The 18,699-nt window shown below is 52.6% G+C and carries 14 protein-coding genes; 12 read left to right on the top strand and 2 right to left on the bottom strand.

What is annotated here, in order from left to right:
• The first annotated feature begins 59 nt into the window (after positions 1-59).
• From SH527x_RS07355 to SH527x_RS07320, 8 genes are all read left to right on the top strand, one after another.
• Positions 60-1,019 carry a FliG C-terminal domain-containing protein gene (locus tag SH527x_RS07355; protein WP_437194005.1) on the top strand — a complete coding sequence of 320 codons (960 nt, stop codon included), beginning with the start codon at positions 60-62 and terminating at the stop codon, positions 1,017-1,019.
• 39 nt (positions 1,020-1,058) lie between these two features.
• Complete coding sequence (locus SH527x_RS07350) at positions 1,059-1,742, top strand: FliH/SctL family protein (protein WP_437194004.1); 684 nt, start codon at positions 1,059-1,061, stop codon at positions 1,740-1,742.
• Positions 1,660-2,982 carry a FliI/YscN family ATPase gene (locus tag SH527x_RS07345; protein ID WP_437194003.1) on the top strand — a complete coding sequence of 441 codons (1,323 nt, stop codon included), beginning with the start codon at positions 1,660-1,662 and terminating at the stop codon, positions 2,980-2,982. Before SH527x_RS07350 ends, SH527x_RS07345 begins: the two co-directional genes overlap by 83 nt.
• Before the next feature lie 13 nt (positions 2,983-2,995).
• Positions 2,996-3,472 (top strand): flagellar export protein FliJ, encoded by a 477-nt coding sequence (gene fliJ, locus SH527x_RS07340; protein ID WP_437194002.1) that lies wholly within the window; start codon positions 2,996-2,998, stop codon positions 3,470-3,472.
• Positions 3,473-3,565: 93 nt separating this feature from the next.
• Entirely contained in the window at positions 3,566-4,363 is a 798-nt protein-coding gene (locus tag SH527x_RS07335; protein ID WP_437194001.1) for a hypothetical protein, read from the top strand.
• A 171-nt stretch (positions 4,364-4,534) separates the two neighbouring features.
• The gene (locus SH527x_RS07330) at positions 4,535-4,804 is read left to right on the top strand and encodes a flagellar biosynthetic protein FliQ (protein WP_437194000.1); all 270 of its coding nucleotides are present in this window, start codon (positions 4,535-4,537) and stop codon (positions 4,802-4,804) included.
• Entirely contained in the window at positions 4,801-5,559 is a 759-nt protein-coding gene (locus tag SH527x_RS07325) for a flagellar biosynthetic protein FliR (RefSeq protein WP_437193999.1), read from the top strand. The genes SH527x_RS07330 and SH527x_RS07325 overlap by 4 nt, the downstream gene beginning before the upstream one ends.
• A gap of 45 nt (positions 5,560-5,604) precedes the next feature.
• Positions 5,605-6,669 carry an EscU/YscU/HrcU family type III secretion system export apparatus switch protein gene (locus SH527x_RS07320; RefSeq protein ID WP_437193998.1) on the top strand — a complete coding sequence of 355 codons (1,065 nt, stop codon included), beginning with the start codon at positions 5,605-5,607 and terminating at the stop codon, positions 6,667-6,669.
• Between the two features lie 24 nt (positions 6,670-6,693).
• On the opposite strand, the gene SH527x_RS07315 is transcribed toward SH527x_RS07320, so the two are convergent.
• The gene (locus SH527x_RS07315; RefSeq protein WP_437193997.1) at positions 6,694-8,376 is read right to left on the bottom strand and encodes an ArnT family glycosyltransferase; all 1,683 of its coding nucleotides are present in this window, start codon (positions 8,374-8,376) and stop codon (positions 6,694-6,696) included.
• A gap of 396 nt (positions 8,377-8,772) precedes the next feature.
• Here SH527x_RS07315 and SH527x_RS07310 point away from each other — a divergent pair, with 396 nt between their 5' ends.
• The 4 genes from SH527x_RS07310 (at position 8,773) to SH527x_RS07295 (ending at position 14,817) form a co-directional block, all read left to right on the top strand.
• A complete protein-coding gene (locus tag SH527x_RS07310) occupies positions 8,773-11,511 on the top strand; it encodes a DUF1592 domain-containing protein (RefSeq protein ID WP_437193996.1) in 2,739 nt (912 codons plus the stop codon).
• A 195-nt stretch (positions 11,512-11,706) separates the two neighbouring features.
• The gene (locus SH527x_RS07305) at positions 11,707-13,029 is read left to right on the top strand and encodes a DUF1552 domain-containing protein (RefSeq protein ID WP_437193995.1); all 1,323 of its coding nucleotides are present in this window, start codon (positions 11,707-11,709) and stop codon (positions 13,027-13,029) included.
• A 186-nt stretch (positions 13,030-13,215) separates the two neighbouring features.
• The gene (locus SH527x_RS07300) at positions 13,216-14,112 is read left to right on the top strand and encodes a DUF58 domain-containing protein (RefSeq protein ID WP_437193994.1); all 897 of its coding nucleotides are present in this window, start codon (positions 13,216-13,218) and stop codon (positions 14,110-14,112) included.
• A gap of 201 nt (positions 14,113-14,313) precedes the next feature.
• Positions 14,314-14,817: an acetolactate synthase gene (locus SH527x_RS07295; protein ID WP_437193993.1), complete on the top strand. Its 504-nt coding sequence runs from the start codon at positions 14,314-14,316 to the stop codon at positions 14,815-14,817.
• Positions 14,818-14,950: 133 nt separating this feature from the next.
• Here SH527x_RS07295 and SH527x_RS07290 read toward each other — a convergent pair whose 3' ends face one another.
• A complete protein-coding gene (locus SH527x_RS07290) occupies positions 14,951-18,499 on the bottom strand; it encodes a PVC-type heme-binding CxxCH protein (protein WP_437193992.1) in 3,549 nt (1,182 codons plus the stop codon).
• Between the last annotated feature and the right edge of the window lie 200 nt (positions 18,500-18,699).

The following is an 18,699-nucleotide window of genomic DNA, read 5'->3' as shown; positions in this document are numbered from 1 at the left end:
TTGTGGAACACATCTCTTTAATTCCTGCTGTGTCTGCAGGGAAATGAAGGAAGCGGGTCGTGGAAGCAGAATACTCAAAAACGCTGCGTGAAGAACGCGTGTTGATGTTATTGAATCTGCTTGGAAACGAAGCGACCGCAGAGGTGTTGCCACATCTGAGTGCTCAAACAGCTGCGATGATTCGCCAGCGTCTTCCTGAGTTTGCGACCAGAGTCATTCCGGTACGTAAACAAAAGGCCGTGCTTGACGAATTTGAGCGCTACTTCCAGTTCACAAGAGACAACACTCCTCCAGAGTTGAAACTGCATACGGAAGAAGACGAGGAAGACGAAGACAATCTCCCGATGGAACTCGAATTGACTGGCGATCCGCTGATCGACATCGATCGAATGAACATTCATCAGCTGACGTCGGCACTTGAAGAAGAGCAGCCGCGAACAGTTGCCTTGTTGTTGAAGTGCGTTTCCCCTCGCCGTATCGCAGAAATTCTGGAATTGATGCCAGAAGCGAAGAAGCAGTTAATCGTTCGGGAGTTCAGCTACGACCCGAAAGCACCGGAACCGATCCTGCGACGAATTGCCGGGGCGACGATCACACGAGCCAAGCAATTTCCGACTGAGCCACGTGTCAAAGATGATCCGGTTTCGCGACTCGTGGAAGTGTTGCGGGCGACCGAGAAGGCCAAACGACGTGAGATTCTCAAGGCGATCGAAGAGCAGAATCCTGATCAGGCGACGATGATCAATCAGTCTCTGTATCAATTCGAAGACTTGCTGACGATGGACGATCAGCAGATCCAGAAGGTTCTGTCCCGCGTCGATTCTTCGACCCTTTCAACAGCGCTGTTCAATTCGGACGAGCGAATCGTGGACAAGATTCTTGGAAATCTCTCCAAACGTGCCCGAGCGTCGCTGCAGGAAGAATTGGGCTTCAGGAAGAACGTCACTGGAGCTCAGTTGCGTGCTTCACGGCAGTTGGTGACTTCAGCGATTGCAGAAGCAGAGCAGGAATCGGAATAACAGAATTCCGGGCAAGACCAGCCATCAGCGGATGTCACAATGACACGCCAATCCATTCATTTCACTGTTCCGCCATCAGGCATTCGCCTGCGTGGGGGAGGTACGGTGATTGAGAACGAGATTCCGCCAGTCCGGCCTCTTCCTGTGGTTGCACCGCCTGTGTTTCGCCAGGAATCAGCGAAGCTAGTTCAGGTACCGACCGCACCGCCGGAACCAGATTTGCGACCGCTTCTCAATGCGATTGCAGACTCAGTCGCCGAAGTGGAAGAACGCCGGAAGCAGTCATTGGGCGAACTTCAGCATGTGGCGATTGAGTTGGCAATCGCAGTGGCGTCGCAGCTTGTTTACGAATCCCTTTCACGCGAGCAGTTTGGCGTTGAGAAGTTGGTGAGCCAGATCGTTGAACGCATGGGCGTGAATGGTCCGATCACCGTGTCACTGAATCCTGCGGATCTCGCGTTGTTGCAGCGAAGGATGACGAAGCTCTCTGTCAGTTGGAATTCGGCTCAGGTGGAATTGAAAGGCGAACCTGCATTGGCGCCGGGAAGTTGTCGGGCAGAGTCACCGGATGGACGGATGCTCGTTTCTGAGGTGACTTCCCGATTATCAGAAATTCGTCGACATTGGATGGAGGAGTTGGATGACGCTCAAATTGAACGTCGGCGGCCTGATGGAGAAGGCCCGGCGTTGCGACGGTTTCCGGACCGCCGGGAAATTGCGTAGCGTTCAGGAACTCCTGACTGCTCGCATTCAAGCCGGGATCGGTGAACTCTGCGAAATTCGAACGACGAACGACGATCGGCTTCTTGCTGAAGTGATCGGGGTGCAGGATGACCTGTGTCAGATCATGTGCTTCCATCATCCGCACGGGCTCCGTCCGGGGTGTGAAGTGACTGCGACCGGTCGAACGGCGAGCGTCCCGGTTGGACCTGCTTTGCTTGGTCGCGTCGTCAATGGTCTCGGGCAGCCAATCGATCATCTGATGCCGATCTCCGTGCGTCGCTGGCGTCGTGTGGAACGAGAAACTCCTGCCGTTCTGATGCGTCAGCGAATCACGAAGCCACTTTCGACCGGGCAACGAGCTATCGATGGACTGCTCACAATCGGGCAGGGACAGCGTGTCGGGCTGTTTGCAGGAAGCGGCGTCGGGAAAAGTACATTGATGGGCGAAATTGCGAAGCATGCGTCCGCCGATTTGAATGTGATCTGCCTCGTCGGTGAGCGTGGTCGCGAAGTTCTACCGTTTCTGGAAGACTGCCTTGGAGAAGAAGGCCGCGCCAGATCGGTTGTTGTCGTGGCAACGTCTGACGAAACCCCATTGATGCGCATTCAGGCTGTTCGCACGGCGATTGCGATGGCTGAAGACTTTCGCTCACGTGGGGCCAACGTCCTGTTCTTTCTCGACAGTTTGACACGTCTGGCGTTTGCACAGCGGGAACTGGGACTCTTGCGTGGAGAACCGCCTGGCACACGAGGTTATCCGCCTTCGGTGTTCGGGATCCTGGCGAGCACTCTTGAGAAGCTGGGGAACGACGAATCCGGATCGATTACCGGGTTGATCACAGTGCTGGTCGACGGAGACGATATGGATGAGCCGATCGCTGATGCCGCGCGATCGATTCTGGATGGGCACATCGTTCTTGATCGAAAACTCGCCGCGCAAGGGCATTATCCAGCAATCAATGTCTTGCACAGCGTGAGCCGTTTGTTTCGGGAAGTGACCACGGCGGATCATCAGAAAGCAGCACAGGCGGTCCGGCAGGTTATGGCGAACTATCAGGAAGTCGCTGATCTGATCCAGATGGGGATGTATCAGAAGGGAGCCTCGTCACAGATCGACGAGGCGATTCAGCTGATTCCCCAGATCACCGCGTTCCTACGTCAGGATATTGGGTTATCAGGAGCATTTGAGACAACCGTCGAGAATCTGGTTCGTATTTCCAAAATGGCTCAATCGCGATAAGTAAGCAGGGATCATGCGTCGTTTTCATTCTCCACTATTGAAGGTTCATGCTCTGTTTGAGCAGCAGAGCCGGCTTGCAGAGATTGAATTGGCGCGTGCGATGTCATTGCAGCATGAGGCGTCTCGGAACGTGTTGAATGCGGAAGCTGAATTGGAGTCCGCGCGAGAGATGGCGGCTCAAACGATGAAGCTTCCTTTGCAGACTGCGTTTCTGCATGGGGTTCAGAATCATGTTGGTGCTGCAGCGGATCGGGTAGAACAATCCAGACAGCAATTGGTTGAACGAGAAGCAGCGACTCAACTGGTTCGAGAAGCTTTCCAGACGGTGAAGTCGAAACTGGAAAGTGTCGCTCAAATGCTGGAAAAGCAGCGGGCAGAGCATCGGATCGAGTCGTTGAAGTCCGAGCAGAGTGCGATGGATGACGGGGCCGTATTCCGGTGGATCGGGCCTGAGTCGTCCGATTCAAAATCACGTATCGAATTTGCATAACGGTGTCGGGAATCGAAGTCATTCTCAGGGCCAACAGGGAGCACTTCCAAGTGCATGTGTTGGGGAGTGTGATTCGGCGTAAGGTTGGTTGTCATGGTTAAGATGATTGTTGTTCTGGTATTCGGAATCGTCATGTTCTGCGCCTCCGCAGGGGGATCGTGGTACATCCAGAACAAGCTCCTTGCAAAACCAACGGCAACGCAACCAGTGGCGACAGGAGAGACAGGAGCACTGTCGCCAGCACCGTCTTCAGAGACCACTGACGGCAAAACTCCGGCAGAAACTGCCGCTGCTGCCCCGGCCGAACGGATGCCGGTTGCGGTTCGTCCTCGCGATATGAGCGTCGAAGAACTGTTGCGTTACAGCATGGGAGTGAAGGAACGTGAAGAGAAGCTGAAGCAGAGCGAAGACCTGTTGCAGCGCCGTCGTGTTCAGCAGCAGCTTGCTCTCGCGGATATCGAAGGGGAGCGAAAGGAAATCGACGGGCTGCGAACTCAGGTGAGTAATCAGCTGAAGCATGCTGAATCGTTGATCGAAAAGTTGAACGGCGTTCGAGATGAATTCCTGACTGAGAAGGAAAAGCAGTCCCAGTCGCTCGAACAGATGAAACATGAACGGATCACCATCGATCAGGAACACATGGACAATACGAAACGCTTGTCGATGTGGGTTCAGAGTATGGCTCCTGAAAAGGCCGCTGGAGTGCTGACCAGCATGGCCAATGATGGCCCAGAGCAAATGGAGATTGCGGTTCAGATTCTTCGTAATCTCGAAGAACGCGAAGCGGCGAAGATTCTTTCTGCAATTGAAGACACAAAACTTGTGCAACAATTGATCGAACGCTTCCGACACCTGCAAAAACCGCCAGCGAAAACTGCTGTACGCCGCTAGTCGAGCGTAATTCGTAGGGTGCGATTGACCTGAAAGTCATCTATCTGCGATGAATTCCGACAGGAAGCTTTTGCTCCCTCGGAACTCACCGAAGTGTGCTTCCGCCCCCCCCTGATTGCTGAGACGCTCACCTGCAGAGACGTCAGCCGGATTGCTTCGGATGTTGAGGCGATGGCAACTATTGAAATCGCGGCGATTATGCGAGACTTGTTGCTGACAGCTCTGGTCTTGAGCTTGCCATCTGTGGCAGCAAGTCTTCTGGTCGGAACGATCATTAGTATCTTGCAGACCATCACCAGTATTCAGGAACAAACCTTGTCGTTTGCTCCTCGAATCATTGCTGTGGCACTGGTCATGATGGTGACGCTCCCTTGGAGTCTGCGGATGGCGAGTGGCTTCACGACTCGCATGGTCTATCACATGGTCGAGGCGGCGCGATGACAACGGCGCTGGCCATTGCCATGTTGCTTGTCTTTCTCCGCATTGCGGCGTTCGTCGTATTTTTGCCTCCGTTCTCCGGAGCACATGTCCCACAGACAGTCAAAGTCGGACTGGTTGTTGCGCTGTCGACATTATGGGGGCTGAAAGTGGTCCCCGGAGTCGCACTCAGCCTGAATCCCGGCGTGACTGAGAGTTGGTTGCTGCTTGGCTGGCTTGCGATTCGCGAGACGATCTTTGGGGCGTCGCTGGCCTGGTTGCTAGGGCTTGTACTGGTTCCGATCCGTATTGCCGGAGCGTATATCGTTCAGGAAATGGGACTCACGATGTCTGCAGTCACGTCGGCCACGGAGAGCTCTGAAACAAATGTGATTTCACAAATTTTTGAGATCGCCGCAGTGTTGTTTCTGTTTGGCAGCAACCTCGATCATCAATTTTTTCGCTTGTTGAATGCAACGTTTACCGCCTTTCCCACTGGTCGGTCATGGGATCTGCCGAGTCAGGAATGGTTCATCAATAGTGTCGCCGATACGAGTTCACTGGGACTGGCAATTGCGGCACCGATTGGCGTTGTGTTGTTCGTTGGAACGGTGGCGACCATGTTCATTATGCGTCAGACACCGCAATTCAATCTCTTTACATTCGGAACACCGATCCGGTTGTTGCTCGGCATGATGGCACTGATCTGGTTCTTGCCATCGATCCTGACGGGCATGGCTCACAACCTGAAGACATTCGTGAGCTTTGCTGGCCTGTAACGCTCTGGAAAAACGACCTCTTAAAACGCACTCTCTCATCTCCCTATGTCGAGCGAGTTTGATCCCAGTAAAACAGAAGCCCCAACACCACGCAGGCTGGCCAAAGCTCGCGAGGAAGGTCAGGTTGCATACAGCCCTGATCTGAATAGTGCGGCTGCATTACTGGTCGCTGCGATTGCAGCAATCTGGGTGCTCCCTGTCATGGGGACTCAATTTCAGGAACATCTGAAGTCACGAATTGTGAACCTCGATGGATCAACCTGGAACGAGGCGTCGACTTATATCGCGGCGCAATGGCTTTTGCAGAACCTTTGGATGATCGCCGGTGGACTGACATTCGCCTTTCTCGGGATCAATCTCGCACTGTCTCAGGTGCAGACGGGATTCATTCTGACCACGAAGCCACTCTCGCCGAATCTGGACAAGCTGAATCCCATTTCAGGAATCATGCGTCTCTTCTCACTGGACAGTGTTGTTCGCGGAGTGATGGCAACGATCAAAGTTACGACACTCTCCTTTGTGGCTGTGATCGTGTTCTGGATGTGGATGGGAGCACTCAGTACTGGCACACATGGCACGTTGCAGCAGTCGGTGTCATTAGGTTGGGCAATGATGGTACAGGTGATGCTCTCGCTTGCCGGCACGGCGTTTGTCTGGGGGGCGGCCGACTACGGAATACGCTGGTTCCGACAATACCAGAAGCTGAAAATGTCTCTTCAGGAAGTCAAAGACGAAGCGAAAGAAGAGCAGGGCGATCCGCTGCTGAAAGGGCGGATTCGCAAGATGCAAAGAGAAGCGGCTCAACGAAAGTCGCTGCTTGAAGTCCCCAAAGCATCTGTGGTGATTACCAACCCGACGCACTATGCGGTCGCTTTGCAGTATGAACCGGGGGAGATGCTTGCTCCCAAGATTCTTGCCAAAGGGAGTGGAGCATTCGCCAAGCGAATCGCTCAGGTCGCGAGAGACAACGGGATTCCAGTCCTCGAACGGAAACCACTCACCAGAGCACTCTATGCTTTGGGAAAAGTCGGAGAAGAAATTCCATTGGAATACTATCGAGCCGTCGCCGAAATCCTGGCTCACGTCTATCGACTCAAGAACGGTGTTTAAACCTGTATTGCTTTTGGTGAGCTGTTATTCCAGTGCGTCTTTGCGGCAGTAGATTGCGACATAATGTGAGTCGACTGGGGGGCTTGCTGCGTACCCTCGAAGATATTCTCCCGGCGGGGCGAAATTGTAATCGGTCTCTTCAAAAGACTTCGTCTGGACCAGTCCGACCATGCGATAGTTCTTCAGAAAACTTGGAATGAAGTTGATCAGCTGTTGCTCGGATTGAGGCCGCAACAGCCAGGCCGTTGGGGTCGATACGTAAATCGCAAATCTGGGTTCCGCCTGACCGACGTTCTGAATCATCTCCGTCTGCATGGGTTTGGCGAGTGGATGGATTTCTGTCATCGGGTACATATAGATGTCCCCGGTCGCCAGTCTTCGCTGCGAATAGAAACAGAGTTGCGGCTCTGACCCAAAGATGGTCATCAGGTCATCTTTGTGCATACGTTCTCTAAGAAACTTGCCGATCTCTGGCGATTCCACAAACGGGTTCGCCCCATAAAGTGTGCGTGAGACGACTCGCAACGGTTGGGTAAACAGCAACCCCGCCTGCATGATCAGAGGGAGCAGTAATGCTGCTCCACAAAGAAACGCGACAGGTCGGTCATCGACTTTGCCAAGTCGCTGCTGAAAGTGATCTGCAATGGCTCGAACACCAAAAGCGGCAAGGATCGCGACGGTTGGGATCAGGAGCAGGAAGTAGTGTTCACGAAAATAAAAGCCAGGTGAGATTGCCAGCAGTCCAGTGACAACCAGGGCAATTCCCCAGCAGCGTTGCTCGGTGTCGCCACGTCGAAGCACGGAGATCAGACCTGTCATCGCGAGCAAAAACAGAGGCCAGGAGTAAGTCAGGATCGGCAGAAATGTATGCAGGAAGTTACTTGGCGCCACAGTGATCGGAATCTGGCGTGTGTAGTCCTTCGGGTAGATCACCGTCCATGTGACAAACTGATCCCAGACACCGAGTTTCCAGATGGCGAGACACATCGCTCCCCAGACCAGAGCGACACCGGCGCTGAAAATGACTGCGTTGGAAACGTTTGCAAGGCCGCGTCGCACCGTTGATGGCCATGGGGTAAGAAGTGTCATCATTCCCCCGAGAATGACAAAGGCATGTGCATGTTGTTTCATGACAGGCCCCAGGCCAAAGAGTGCTCCTGCAATGAAGACCCCTGCGAGTTGTCCCCCACGAAGACTATGAATCAGGCACCAGATTCCGAGTAGCGGGAACATCATTGCGAAGTGCTCTGCATTCGCGATGACGCCATGCATGACTGGGAGCACCGAGAGTACAAGGAAGCAGGCGCTCGCTACGAGCGATTCATTTCGTCCGGTGAACTGCCGCGTGATCAGATAAACCGCGATCGCCGAAACGAGATTCACCAGCAGTAAGCCCAAATGAATGGTGGTGATGTTCTCTCCGCCAATGGTGAACAGAATCGCATATGCCGCGTACATCCCCGGCCACTTCATGGTGTGCAGGTCATGGTAGAGCCGACCGCCATGCAACAGGAGTTGTGCCCCGTAGGCGTATTCCCCTTCATCACGTTCAAGCGGAAGCTCAAGTAATCGCAGGCGAGCGAACAATACGAGGAGCACGATCCCGGCCAGAACAAGCACGATCGCGAGAGGACTGCGTTTCGACTGATTTAGCTGCTGTGCGTCAGGAGCAGGTTGAACGGATTCAGTCGGCTGATTCGTATTCATTACGTTCTCTTCTCACGTCCCTGTTGAAGCTCGCTGCTTTCGGCGATGCCATGATTGCACCTTGGCATGAAGAAACCCAGGCCGTGTTGGCACATCAGAGCTTTTGCTTGCAGGCCTGATTCTATTCGCCATCAGGAATTCCTGCATTTGAAATCGTGTCTATGGAAATCTGGAATCACGGATTTCCGACAGCAGTAAAATCGCTTTGATTCGGTACGAATATGCGTGCGCAATTACCCAAATTTTTGTCAGGTGGAACCGAAGTCAGAACCTCGCCGTAGACATTCAAGATGAAGCGGCATATTATTTTAAGTTGATGTGACCTTCCAGACTTCCCGGCTTCGATTCGAGTAATCGACCTGCCCGGCCGGGACATCAGATTTTGAGTATTTGCCAATGCGCGTGACATGTTCACATTGTGGTCACCGGTTTCAAGTCCGGGATGACGCTGCCGGAAAGCGGGGCAAGTGTCCCAATGCTGCATGCCGGCAAGTGATTCTGGTTCCGCTCATTCAGGACGTGGAAGAAATTCTCGACGTCGAAGTCATTGAAGAGGCCGAACCGGTTGAGCGTCGCCCGCAACCCTCTCCAAGGATGCCTCAGAAAAGAACATCGGCAACGCAACGGCCATCCAAGTCGGTGATGCGAGAACCTCAGTATAAGGCGGTTCAGCCGGTCCGTGCTGCAGCTCCTTCTGTTGCGAAGAAGAAAAAGAAGTCAAAGAAGCGTTCTGAAGGTCCTTCGCTCACCAGCATGATTGTTGGTTCGGCATTGTTCTTTGTCGTTATTGCCGGAGTGCTGATCGCCCGATCATGGAATTCCGGATCGGAAGCGCAGGCGAGCGCAGCCATCGCTGATGCGGACGCGAAAAACGCAGTTCCAGCAGCGAACTATGCCAGCGATCTCGGACCATTCATCCACAAGTATTGCGGGGAGTGCCACGAATCTGGTTCAAATGCCGGGGACTTTGCGTTTGATCGCTACCGGAATCTCGATGAGATCAAAGCCGACCGTGTCATTTGGGGGAAGGTTCTCAAACTGATGAAAGTTGGAGCAATGCCTCCACCGGATTCTGCTCAACCAACAGCCGAAGAGATGGCCAAGGCAATTGGCTGGTTGGATCATCAGTTGTTTTATGTTGATTGCAATGTCGAACAGAACTTTGGTCGAGTTGTGATCCGCCGGTTGAATCGCACCGAATACAACAACACTGTCAACGATCTCATGGCGATCGATTTTCAGCCAGCGAACGACTTCCCTTCTGACGACGTCGGTCACGGGTTCGACAACATTGGTGAAGTGTTGAGCGTTCCACCGTTGCTGATGGAAAAGTATCTCGCCGCAGCAGAGGCGATCTCCGTCAAGGTTGTTCCGGCAGGAAGCCCTGTTTACGAGAATCGAATCGTCAATGGCGGGAGCATGAAGAGCGAAGATAAGGCGGCCCATTCGAATGGCGAGGTGATGGGGCTTGTCTCACGTGCTACCGCCAAGCATGAGTTCAATGTACCGCGAGCAGGGAAATACAAGTTCACGATTGCTGCACGTCAGGACCGAGCAGGTGATGAAGACGCTAAGATGGTCGTGACATTTGGTGGCAAGGAGCTGAAGACCATTTCCGTCGCTCGTCGTAATGGATTCGATCGATTCAGTTTTGATCTCGATCTTCCAGCAGGTAAGCAAGTCGTTACCGCAGCGTTCATCAATGATTTCTATAATGAAAAGGCTGAGAAGGAAAAGGACCGGAACCTTCACATTCGTTCTGTTGAACTTGAAGGTCCGTTTGGAATTTCGCCTGAAGAACGTGAAAAACTGCTCCTGTCGAAGATCGTTCCCAAAGAAGGAGTCTCAGTCGAGCAGGCCGCTCGAGAGAACATTCAGGGATTTCTTCCACGTGCATTCCGTCGCCCTGTGTCCGATGTCGAGATCACACGTTATGTCGGTCTTGTAAAGATGACTGTTGATCGCGGGGAAACCTTCGAAGAGGGGATGCGGACGGCTCTACAGGCGATTTTGATTTCCCCTCACTTTCTGTTTCGCGTGGAAGGGGGACGTCGAGTCGAAGGGAATGTCGAGTTTCTTGACGACTACGCACTTGCCTCACGGCTATCCTACTTCATCTGGTCAAGCATGCCGGATGATGAGTTGATGGAACTTGCCAAGCAGGGAAAACTGCACGAGCCAGACGTCTTGCGTCAGCAGACGGAGCGTTTGCTGCAAGATCCACGCTCTCGCGAATTGATTCAGAACTTCCCTGGCCAATGGCTGGGATTGCGGAAACTGACAACGAGCGAAGTCGATCCGAACGCTCAGTTGTTCCCTCAGTTCACACAGGAGATTCGAAAAGACCTCTGGAAAGAGACCGAACTCTTCTTCGATTCTGTGGTGCGATCGAATTCGAGCATCTATGACCTGTTGGACGGAAAATATACGTTCCTGAACGAGCGGCTGGCGAAGTACTACGAGATCCCGAACGTCAGTGGTCAAGAGTTCCGTCGAGTCGACTTGTCCGGGCAACCTCGCGCCGGTGTGCTGACTCATGGAAGTATCTTGACGCTGACAAGTTTTCCGGACCGTACTTCCCCTGTTAAGCGAGGGGAATGGGTGATGTCTAATTTGCTTGGTGATGCCCCTCCAGAAGCCCCACCATCCGTTCCAGCACTTGAAGAAACATCTACGAAGAACCCGAATCTGACTTTCCGTCAGAAGTTAGAACTGCACCGTGCCGATCCGGGATGTGCATCTTGCCATAAAGAGATGGATGCCATTGGGTTCGGGATGCAGAACTTCGACGCAATCGGACGATTCCGCGAATTGGAGAACAAGCAGCCAATCGATGCTTCCGGCGTGTTGCCGTCAGGAGAGTCATTTAATGGATCTCTCGAACTCCTGGGAGTTTTACGAAAGCACAAGGCAAAGTTTGGACGATGCCTGACTGAGAAGATGATGACTTTCGCCCTTGGCCGCGGCGTCGAATGGTTCGATCGATGTGCGATTGACTCAATTATGAGCGATTTGGAACGTGACGATCGAATGTCGACTTTGATTTTCGGAATCGTCACTTCAGGTCCGTTTCAGGCCCGAAAATTGGTATCGCCCGCCGCAGAATCAACTGAATCCTTGATGACGTCCAAATAAAATATGATTTTAACTTTTGTTTATGCGATGTAACGTCCGGCTCATTCGCGACTTTTGGCGATATTGTGGGGTTCTCCCTGATATCGCCTCGATTGCGACCGGATGACCGTATAGAATAAACTAAAAGTAATCCGATCGAGAGCTGGCCTCGGTTCCCCCCCATCCTCCTCCCTTAGATCGCCCCAAGGAGTACCTATGCCACCACTTTCCCGCAGAATGGTTCTAAAAGGGTTAGGTGCGACGATCTCCCTGCCAGTTCTGGATGCCATGTTGCCGAAAGCAGCTTGGGCAACTCCAGAAATGTTGGCATCAACGCGCATGGCGTTCGTCTACGTTCCAAACGGCGCAATTATGGAGGACTGGACGCCAGTCGGTGTCGGGACTGATTTCCAATTGTCGAAAACGCTCTCTCCGTTGGAAGCGTTCAAGTCTGATTTGAATGTGATTTCCGGGCTTGCACATGATAACGCGCGAGCCAAAGGGGACGGAGCAGGCGATCACGCTCGTGATTCCGCGGTGTTCTTGACTGGAGCGCGTCCTAATAAGTCTGATTCCGATATCCGTGTCGGTCAGTCTGTTGACCAGTTTGCAGCTGAGCGTGTTGGGCAGAATCACCGTCTTCCATCTCTGGAACTGGGGATTGAAGCGAATCGTCAGGCTGGTCGTTGTGATTCGGGATATGGTTGTGCTTACCAGTCCAATATTTCCTGGAAGTCGGCAACCACTCCGATGGCGAAGGAGATTCGTCCAAAGGCTGTGTTCGAACGTATGTTCGGGGGTGAGCAAGACCCGAAAGTTCAGGCCAAACGAGCCTTCTATCGCAAGAGTATTCTCGACTTTGTTGCCGAAGATTCGCGCCAGTTAACCAAGCAACTTGGGACTGGCGATCGCCAGAAGATGGACGAATATTTCACAAGCGTTCGTGAGATCGAACAGCGAGTGGATCGCGCCAGTAAGAAGATTCCAGATGCGCCGAAGATGGACTTGCCGGATGGCGTTCCGTCTGACTACGCGACTCATGTCAAGTTGATGTACGACCTGATGCTGGTTGCATTCCAGACAGACAGCACACGCATCAGCACCATGATGCTGGCGAATTCCGGGAGCAACCGCAGCTACAAGGAAATTGGTGTTAAGGAAGGCCATCACCAGATTTCCCACCATCAGAAAGATGTTGGGATGGTCACTTCCTTGCAAAAAATCGATCAGTATATGGTCGAGCAGTTTGCTTACTTCCTGAAACGCCTGAAGGAAACAAAGGAAGGCGATAGCAACCTGCTCGCAAATTCCATGATTCTGTATGGTGCTGCGATCGCAGATCCAGACAAGCATGCACACCACGACCTTCCGATCCTGGTAGCAGGCGGAGGAAGTGGAACGATCACAACTGGTCGGCATTTGCAGTATCCGAAAGATACGCCAATGAGCAATCTGTTCGTTTCGATGCTGGAACGAATGGACATCAAGACTGATCGATTTGGCGACAGCACTGGTCGTCTGACAGAGCTGAAAGTCTGATCCTCATCGGGTCATCGAGATTGGCGAAACTGCCTGAGTGACCATCTTGTTCTGCCGGCTCTCATTTACGATTTGAGAGCCTGAGGGAACAGGGTGGTCACTTCACTTTGGTAAAGAGGGGATTGTCGCATATCATGCAGATGCCTCCATTATTTTTCTGCCTGCAGGCTTAACCGGCACTCGAATATGACGAACGTAGAGAGCTACCTGAAGCCGGAAGTGATTCGCAACGTCTCGCGTCTGGACCTGCGGGCGCGTTTCATTGTTGAAGGCTTTCTCAGCGGACTTCACGCCTCTCCGTTTCATGGTTTCAGCGTCGAGTTCAGTGAACACAGACGCTACACGCAAGGGGACGATCCTCGGGATCTTGACTGGCTGGTCTACGCCAAAACGGATCGTTACTACGTCAAGAAATACCAGGCAGAGACAAACATCACAGGCTACCTGTTGATGGATCTGTCAGAGAGTATGGCGTACACCTACCGGCAGGACCTGACCAAGTTCGATTATTCAATCTGCCTGGCTGCCGCGCTTGCCTACATGATGGTGCATCAGCAGGATCCAGTGGGACTGGTGACGTTCGACGAGAAGATCCGGACGAGTTTGCCAGCCAGAAGTAAACGAACGCAACTTGCCAACATCCTCGCAATGTTGTCAAAGGCGACACCGACCGGGACGACATCTGTCGCAAATTCCTTGCGTCAGTTTGCCCCGATGGTGCGTCACAAAAGTCTGATCATGCTGTTTTCAGACTTGTTGACTGAGCCTGAGCCAGTCATCGAAGCATTAAGAATGGTCCGGTTTGCGGGACACGATGTGATTGTGTTTCATATTCTGGATGAAGCCGAGGTTCACTTTCCGTTTGACGGGATGTGTGAACTGCGTGACCCGGAGACAGGAGAAGTTCTGACCGTTGATGCGGCAGGGATTCGAGCTGACTATCTCGATTCCTTGAGCCAGCTTCGCAATCAATACAAAGATGCGTGCCGTAAGATGGGGGTGGATTTCGTTGAACTGGATACTAGTATGCGGTTCGACAAGGCGCTGGTGGAATACCTGTCGCAGAGAAAAGCCCGTTTTTAAGCTTGCTGAATTGGAAATTGCTCTGGAGTCGCGCCATTTCTATGATGGGGCAGCCCCAAGACCAAGTCGGAAGAACAGCATCACCTGATTCTATGTAGAGAGTCCCGAAAGTGCAGGGGACAAAGAGTCCGTTAAATCAAGTGTTCCTTTCTTCGCTGACTTTTGAATCTGTTTGCAAACGCTGCTCCCCGGAGAATATTCATGCCGTCCAGTTACGATGATGACAGTATCATCTCTCCTATGACAATGCGGGGGCGAGACTGGCCATGTCTTCGTCAGTTCTGCGTTTTCATGGAGAATCGGGTTGGTCGGCTTCATGAGCTTTTGAAGCAGATCGAGCAGCATGATCTCCGGATTATCGCGTTGAGTATCGTTGATACGGTCGATTTCGCTGTTGCCAGAGTCATGGCGAATGACACCGACCGCGTCCGTGAGATTCTTTCTCTCACCGATTTCACGGTGATTGAGAACGACATCTTGGGAGTCGAGCTCCCAGATGAGTACGACCCGTTTGGTTCGATTTTTCGAACGCTGGTCTCGGCCGAAATCAATATCGCGTACACGTATCCATTGCTCTACAGGCGTTCCCGGCGCGGGGCGATTGCCCTTTACGTCGATAATATTGATGTCGCGAGACAGATTCTTCAGGACAAAGGGCACCATCTGCTCACAGAGAACGATCTCCAGACCGACGAATTTTTCTAGGCCGATTCGATCTCTCAAGTCGACTCGCCGCAGCCTTCTCGACTGGAGAAAGGCTGATTTCTGCGCACCAGATGTGTGACATGATTTCGAATGGCTGATCTGAGAAGTGCCAATCCGCTTTTCCGAATGTTCGTTATCGCGAGTTCTTCTGATTGAGCAGATAGGAGAGCAGGGAACAGATCTCGTCGTCGCTCAAGACCTCTTTCCAGTTGTCTGGCATGATGGAGACTTTGGACGAGACCTGCTGTTCGATGTGATCCTTCACGAATGAGACTTCGTTCCCGCTATTGTTCGCGATAACGACGAGTGCTCCATCCTCGCGACGGAAGACGCCGGTATGAATCTTTCCGTCTTCCAGGACATAAGTTCGGCTGCGGAACGCTTCGTCGATGTTTCGGTTCGGGTCAAGGATGTCTTCGAGAAGACGCTCTGTTCCCCGGGTGCCGATGCCGTCGAGTTGGGGCCCGATCACTTTGCCAACGCCTTGGATCTGATGGCAGGTGGCACATTTGGCTTCAAACACTTTTCGGCCACCCGCGGGATCGAATTGCTGCTGTTTCAAACGCTGACCAAGATCCGAGATCGCTTGGTCAATAGATTCGTTCGAAGGCTTCACCGACTTGAGGAGTTCTGCGAATCGGGTCTTCTCGTCGATCGATTTCGAATTTTCAAACTGGGGCCGAATGGCTGAGCTTTGCAGGATTCTTGCTGAAAGAATTCCTGACTCGCAGTAATTGAGAATCAGTGAAGTGCCACCCTGCTGGCCGAGCATGGCTTGTGCGATCAAAAGTTGTTCTCTGGTCGAAAGTGTTTTACAGAACTCTTTTAAAAGCTCAGACTGGTCGCCTGATGATTTGGAAAGAATCGCATCCTCGATCTTGCCGCGGAGAGTCGGAGTCAACACGGGGAGTGAACAGATGTTGGCAAGCGTGACCGGGATGACGTCATTCTGAATGCCAGCGAGCGACTGAAGTGCCAGAGCTCGAACGGTGAAATCGTACCGGCCGCTTTGGATCAGATGGATGATCTGAGGTTCAAACTCCTGTTGGTTGAGCTGTCTTATCTGTTCGAGTGCAAGTTTCAACTCGCGTGAATCACGAACCAGTTCCGTTCGCGGCAATTCAAGAATACTTGCATCGATACCGCCCACCGCAATCCATGCGAATGAATCCAGGTTCAATCCGTCGACGACTTCGAAACGGACCTTCTGTCCAATCTTGTCTGCAAACTTCCAGACAATTTCCTGCGGAATATCACTGCGGGGTGGCAATGCTCTTGCCAGTTCCTGTTCACCTTCAACGAGGACGAGACGGGCGAAGTTGTCTGGTCGCGGAGCGCTTTGAGGTGATCCCAGATGCCCGCAGATCAGGAAGCGGAACTCGGCTGGCAGTGAAAACTCGGAAGAGACAAGTTTTGAAACGGAGGCTTCCCCACCTGCCAGACTGCTCAGCATCTTGAAGTGAGTCTTCCCATCTGCGGAAGTGCGCGGTTCATAGTCCCAGGTCACGGGGCTTTCCGGCGGCGTGGCAATGATTTTCCATTGAGGAGCGTCTTGATAGCGGACAAGCATCGCGTGAATCAGGCTTCTGGCCCAGTTAACGACGACCGGCGGAGGTTCTACCCCTTGTGCACGAAGTCCGTCCTGAAGTTTGACCAACAACTGCATCTGCAAGGCTGGATCGTCTTCCCACTGCGAGCGAATTCGTTGAACTAGCTTGCCGGTCTGCTCAGGTGTCGCCCAGCGGGCAATTCGATTCACAACTTCCTCAGGAGGGATCTGACTGAACAGCGTTTCAGGATCCATCTCCAAAAAGAACGCCGCTGAATCCGGTGTGTTCAGCCCCATCGCAATCGTTGAAAGGGATTTTCGATCTTGCTCAGACAAGTCGGCTTTCAAAAGACCAGTGAGCGTCCCCGGGATTGTCAGTTGGTTTCTTAATGCGAGCTTGAGTTGGTAATTCAGCATTGGATCTGAGTCAGGAACGGATTGCCAATGCTTTAAGAGTGGCTGAATGTGTTCCGGGTGCGGATGTCGAGCCAAAGCATCTCCGGCTGAACGTTGAACGAATTGACTGGAGTCATCAAGTGCCGTGATCACAGCTTTTCGCTTTGTCGGAGACCATTTCGGATCGTCGGCAAGAATCCTTTGGGAATGAATTCGCACGAGCTCCGAAGAGGAATTTGCTGCATCCAGAATGTCGTCTTCAAGGAGGTTCTCTGCACGATACAATGCCCAAAGCAAGGCAATACGCCTTTCGTCGCTGAGGTCGCTGCGTGCCAGTTGGAGGCGGATTGCGGAGACCGCCTCTCGTTTCGCATTTCCCTGCAGACGATCCATTAAAGCGGTGATGACCTGCAATTTTCTGGGGATGTTCGCCGTCTGTGATTCGTCGATCAGTGTGTCGATGTCAGCACGAGTCAGATCTGTGACTCCGTTAAGCGTGCGTGATCGTTGGGCTGAAGAGGAATTCGCTTTCTCCCCGACGTAGGTGATTCGCCAGATTCTTCCTCGGTGACGGTCGCGGCCAGTATGGTCGAGTGCAACTTCATAGTGACCAATAATCCGGTTGTAAAAATCGGCGATGTACAAGGCGCCGTCGGGGCCAAGTTGAATGTCGACTGGACGAAACCATGGATCTTTGGAAATCACAAAGTCCGGTTGTTCCACTGCACGTACTGATGAGCCGGAAACAACAAGCGAGTCCCGATTGACTCGACTGGTCATGACATTGCCAACATAGAAGTGATCCCGAAATCCCTCAGGGAATGAAGGATCACTCGCCTGCGCGACACCGGCAATCGCAGTTGACCCATGACTGTGAGTCAGCACCTCAGGGGCGAATCCGAGACCATCGTGTTGTCGACCGAAGCTCGGATATTGACCTTCGCGGAACATCAGCATCAACGGCTTCGTATGGCAATCGGAACTGAAGAGGTCTCCATGTTTGTCGAATGTCATCCCAAATGGATTGACCTGACCATAGGTGTATCGCTCAATACGGCTTCCATCCGGGCGAAAGCGATAGATGCTTCCACTGTTCACATCGAGAACATTCCCGTCCGGCCCACGTACCACGGAATGATTGTTGAATCCATGACATGCGTAGATCCAGCCATCAAAGCCGAGACGGAAGCCATTGTTCAAGCCATGCGAGTCGCGAGAGTAGTCAAACGGCCCGAACAGGAACTCGCGGGAGTCGCAACGACCGTCTCCATCTGTGTCGCGAAAGAAATAGATGTTCGGAATGCAAAAGGCGATGACACCGTCCTTGTATGGCAATAACCCCATTGGATGAGTGATGCCGTCAACAAATGTCGTGACCCGGTCCGCCTTTCCATCTCCGTCAGTGTCTTCGAGTATGCGAATACTGTCGCCGGGACTGTCTCGATTGACGAATGGATAATCCTGAGTTCCACTCACCCACATTCGCCCCCGAGCATCAAAGGCCATGTTGATTGGCTTCTGAATTTGCGGCTCTGAAGCAAAGAGTTGAATCTGAAATCCTGAGGGAACTTCCAGAGCCAGTTGCTCCTCTTCGGGAGAAAGTGCTTCAGTCGGGCGAACTGCCGAACTGAATGGATCTGCGTTTGCAGTAGAGTCAAAACCGTTCAAAAGAAACTGAAAGACGATGAGCGGAACAACCAAACTGGAAAGTCGGCAGGGATGCGCAGGTCTTCCCACAGACCGGTTGAAGGGCATCAATGTGACGCTGCGTCGAATTGAACGGCCAGAATGAACTCTGCATTCAAGAAGTTGCTCGAACACGACACGGCTTCCAATATCAGAAAGAACAGTGCAGCTCCGGCGCGGCTACCGGTGCCGCGCGAGCACTGGCTTCAAGCTAACTGTTCAATTTGAAACCGTCTCCAGCCTACCGCACA

The organism is Planctomicrobium limosum, assembly GCF_051465645.1.
Lineage (GTDB): Bacteria > Planctomycetota > Planctomycetia > Planctomycetales > Planctomycetaceae > Planctomicrobium.
The sequence above is the reverse complement of the archived record's forward strand: the minus strand, read 5'-3'. Positions and strand labels throughout refer to the sequence as shown.

Excerpts from the sequence above, each read along its gene's own strand:
- SH527x_RS07350 (WP_437194004.1), top strand. The coding sequence starts at position 1,059 with ATGACACGCCAATCCATTCATTTCACTGTTCCGCCATCAGGCATTCGC.
- SH527x_RS07345 (WP_437194003.1), top strand. The coding sequence starts at position 1,660 with ATGACGCTCAAATTGAACGTCGGCGGCCTGATGGAGAAGGCCCGGCGT.
- fliJ (WP_437194002.1), top strand. The coding sequence starts at position 2,996 with ATGCGTCGTTTTCATTCTCCACTATTGAAGGTTCATGCTCTGTTTGAG.
- SH527x_RS07335 (WP_437194001.1), top strand. The coding sequence starts at position 3,566 with ATGGTTAAGATGATTGTTGTTCTGGTATTCGGAATCGTCATGTTCTGC.
- SH527x_RS07330 (WP_437194000.1), top strand. The coding sequence starts at position 4,535 with ATGGCAACTATTGAAATCGCGGCGATTATGCGAGACTTGTTGCTGACA.
- SH527x_RS07325 (WP_437193999.1), top strand. The coding sequence starts at position 4,801 with ATGACAACGGCGCTGGCCATTGCCATGTTGCTTGTCTTTCTCCGCATT.
- SH527x_RS07320 (WP_437193998.1), top strand. The coding sequence starts at position 5,605 with ATGTCGAGCGAGTTTGATCCCAGTAAAACAGAAGCCCCAACACCACGC.
- SH527x_RS07315 (WP_437193997.1), bottom strand. The coding sequence starts at position 8,376 with ATGAATACGAATCAGCCGACTGAATCCGTTCAACCTGCTCCTGACGCA.
- SH527x_RS07310 (WP_437193996.1), top strand. The coding sequence starts at position 8,773 with ATGCGCGTGACATGTTCACATTGTGGTCACCGGTTTCAAGTCCGGGAT.
- SH527x_RS07305 (WP_437193995.1), top strand. The coding sequence starts at position 11,707 with ATGCCACCACTTTCCCGCAGAATGGTTCTAAAAGGGTTAGGTGCGACG.
- SH527x_RS07300 (WP_437193994.1), top strand. The coding sequence starts at position 13,216 with ATGACGAACGTAGAGAGCTACCTGAAGCCGGAAGTGATTCGCAACGTC.
- SH527x_RS07295 (WP_437193993.1), top strand. The coding sequence starts at position 14,314 with ATGCCGTCCAGTTACGATGATGACAGTATCATCTCTCCTATGACAATG.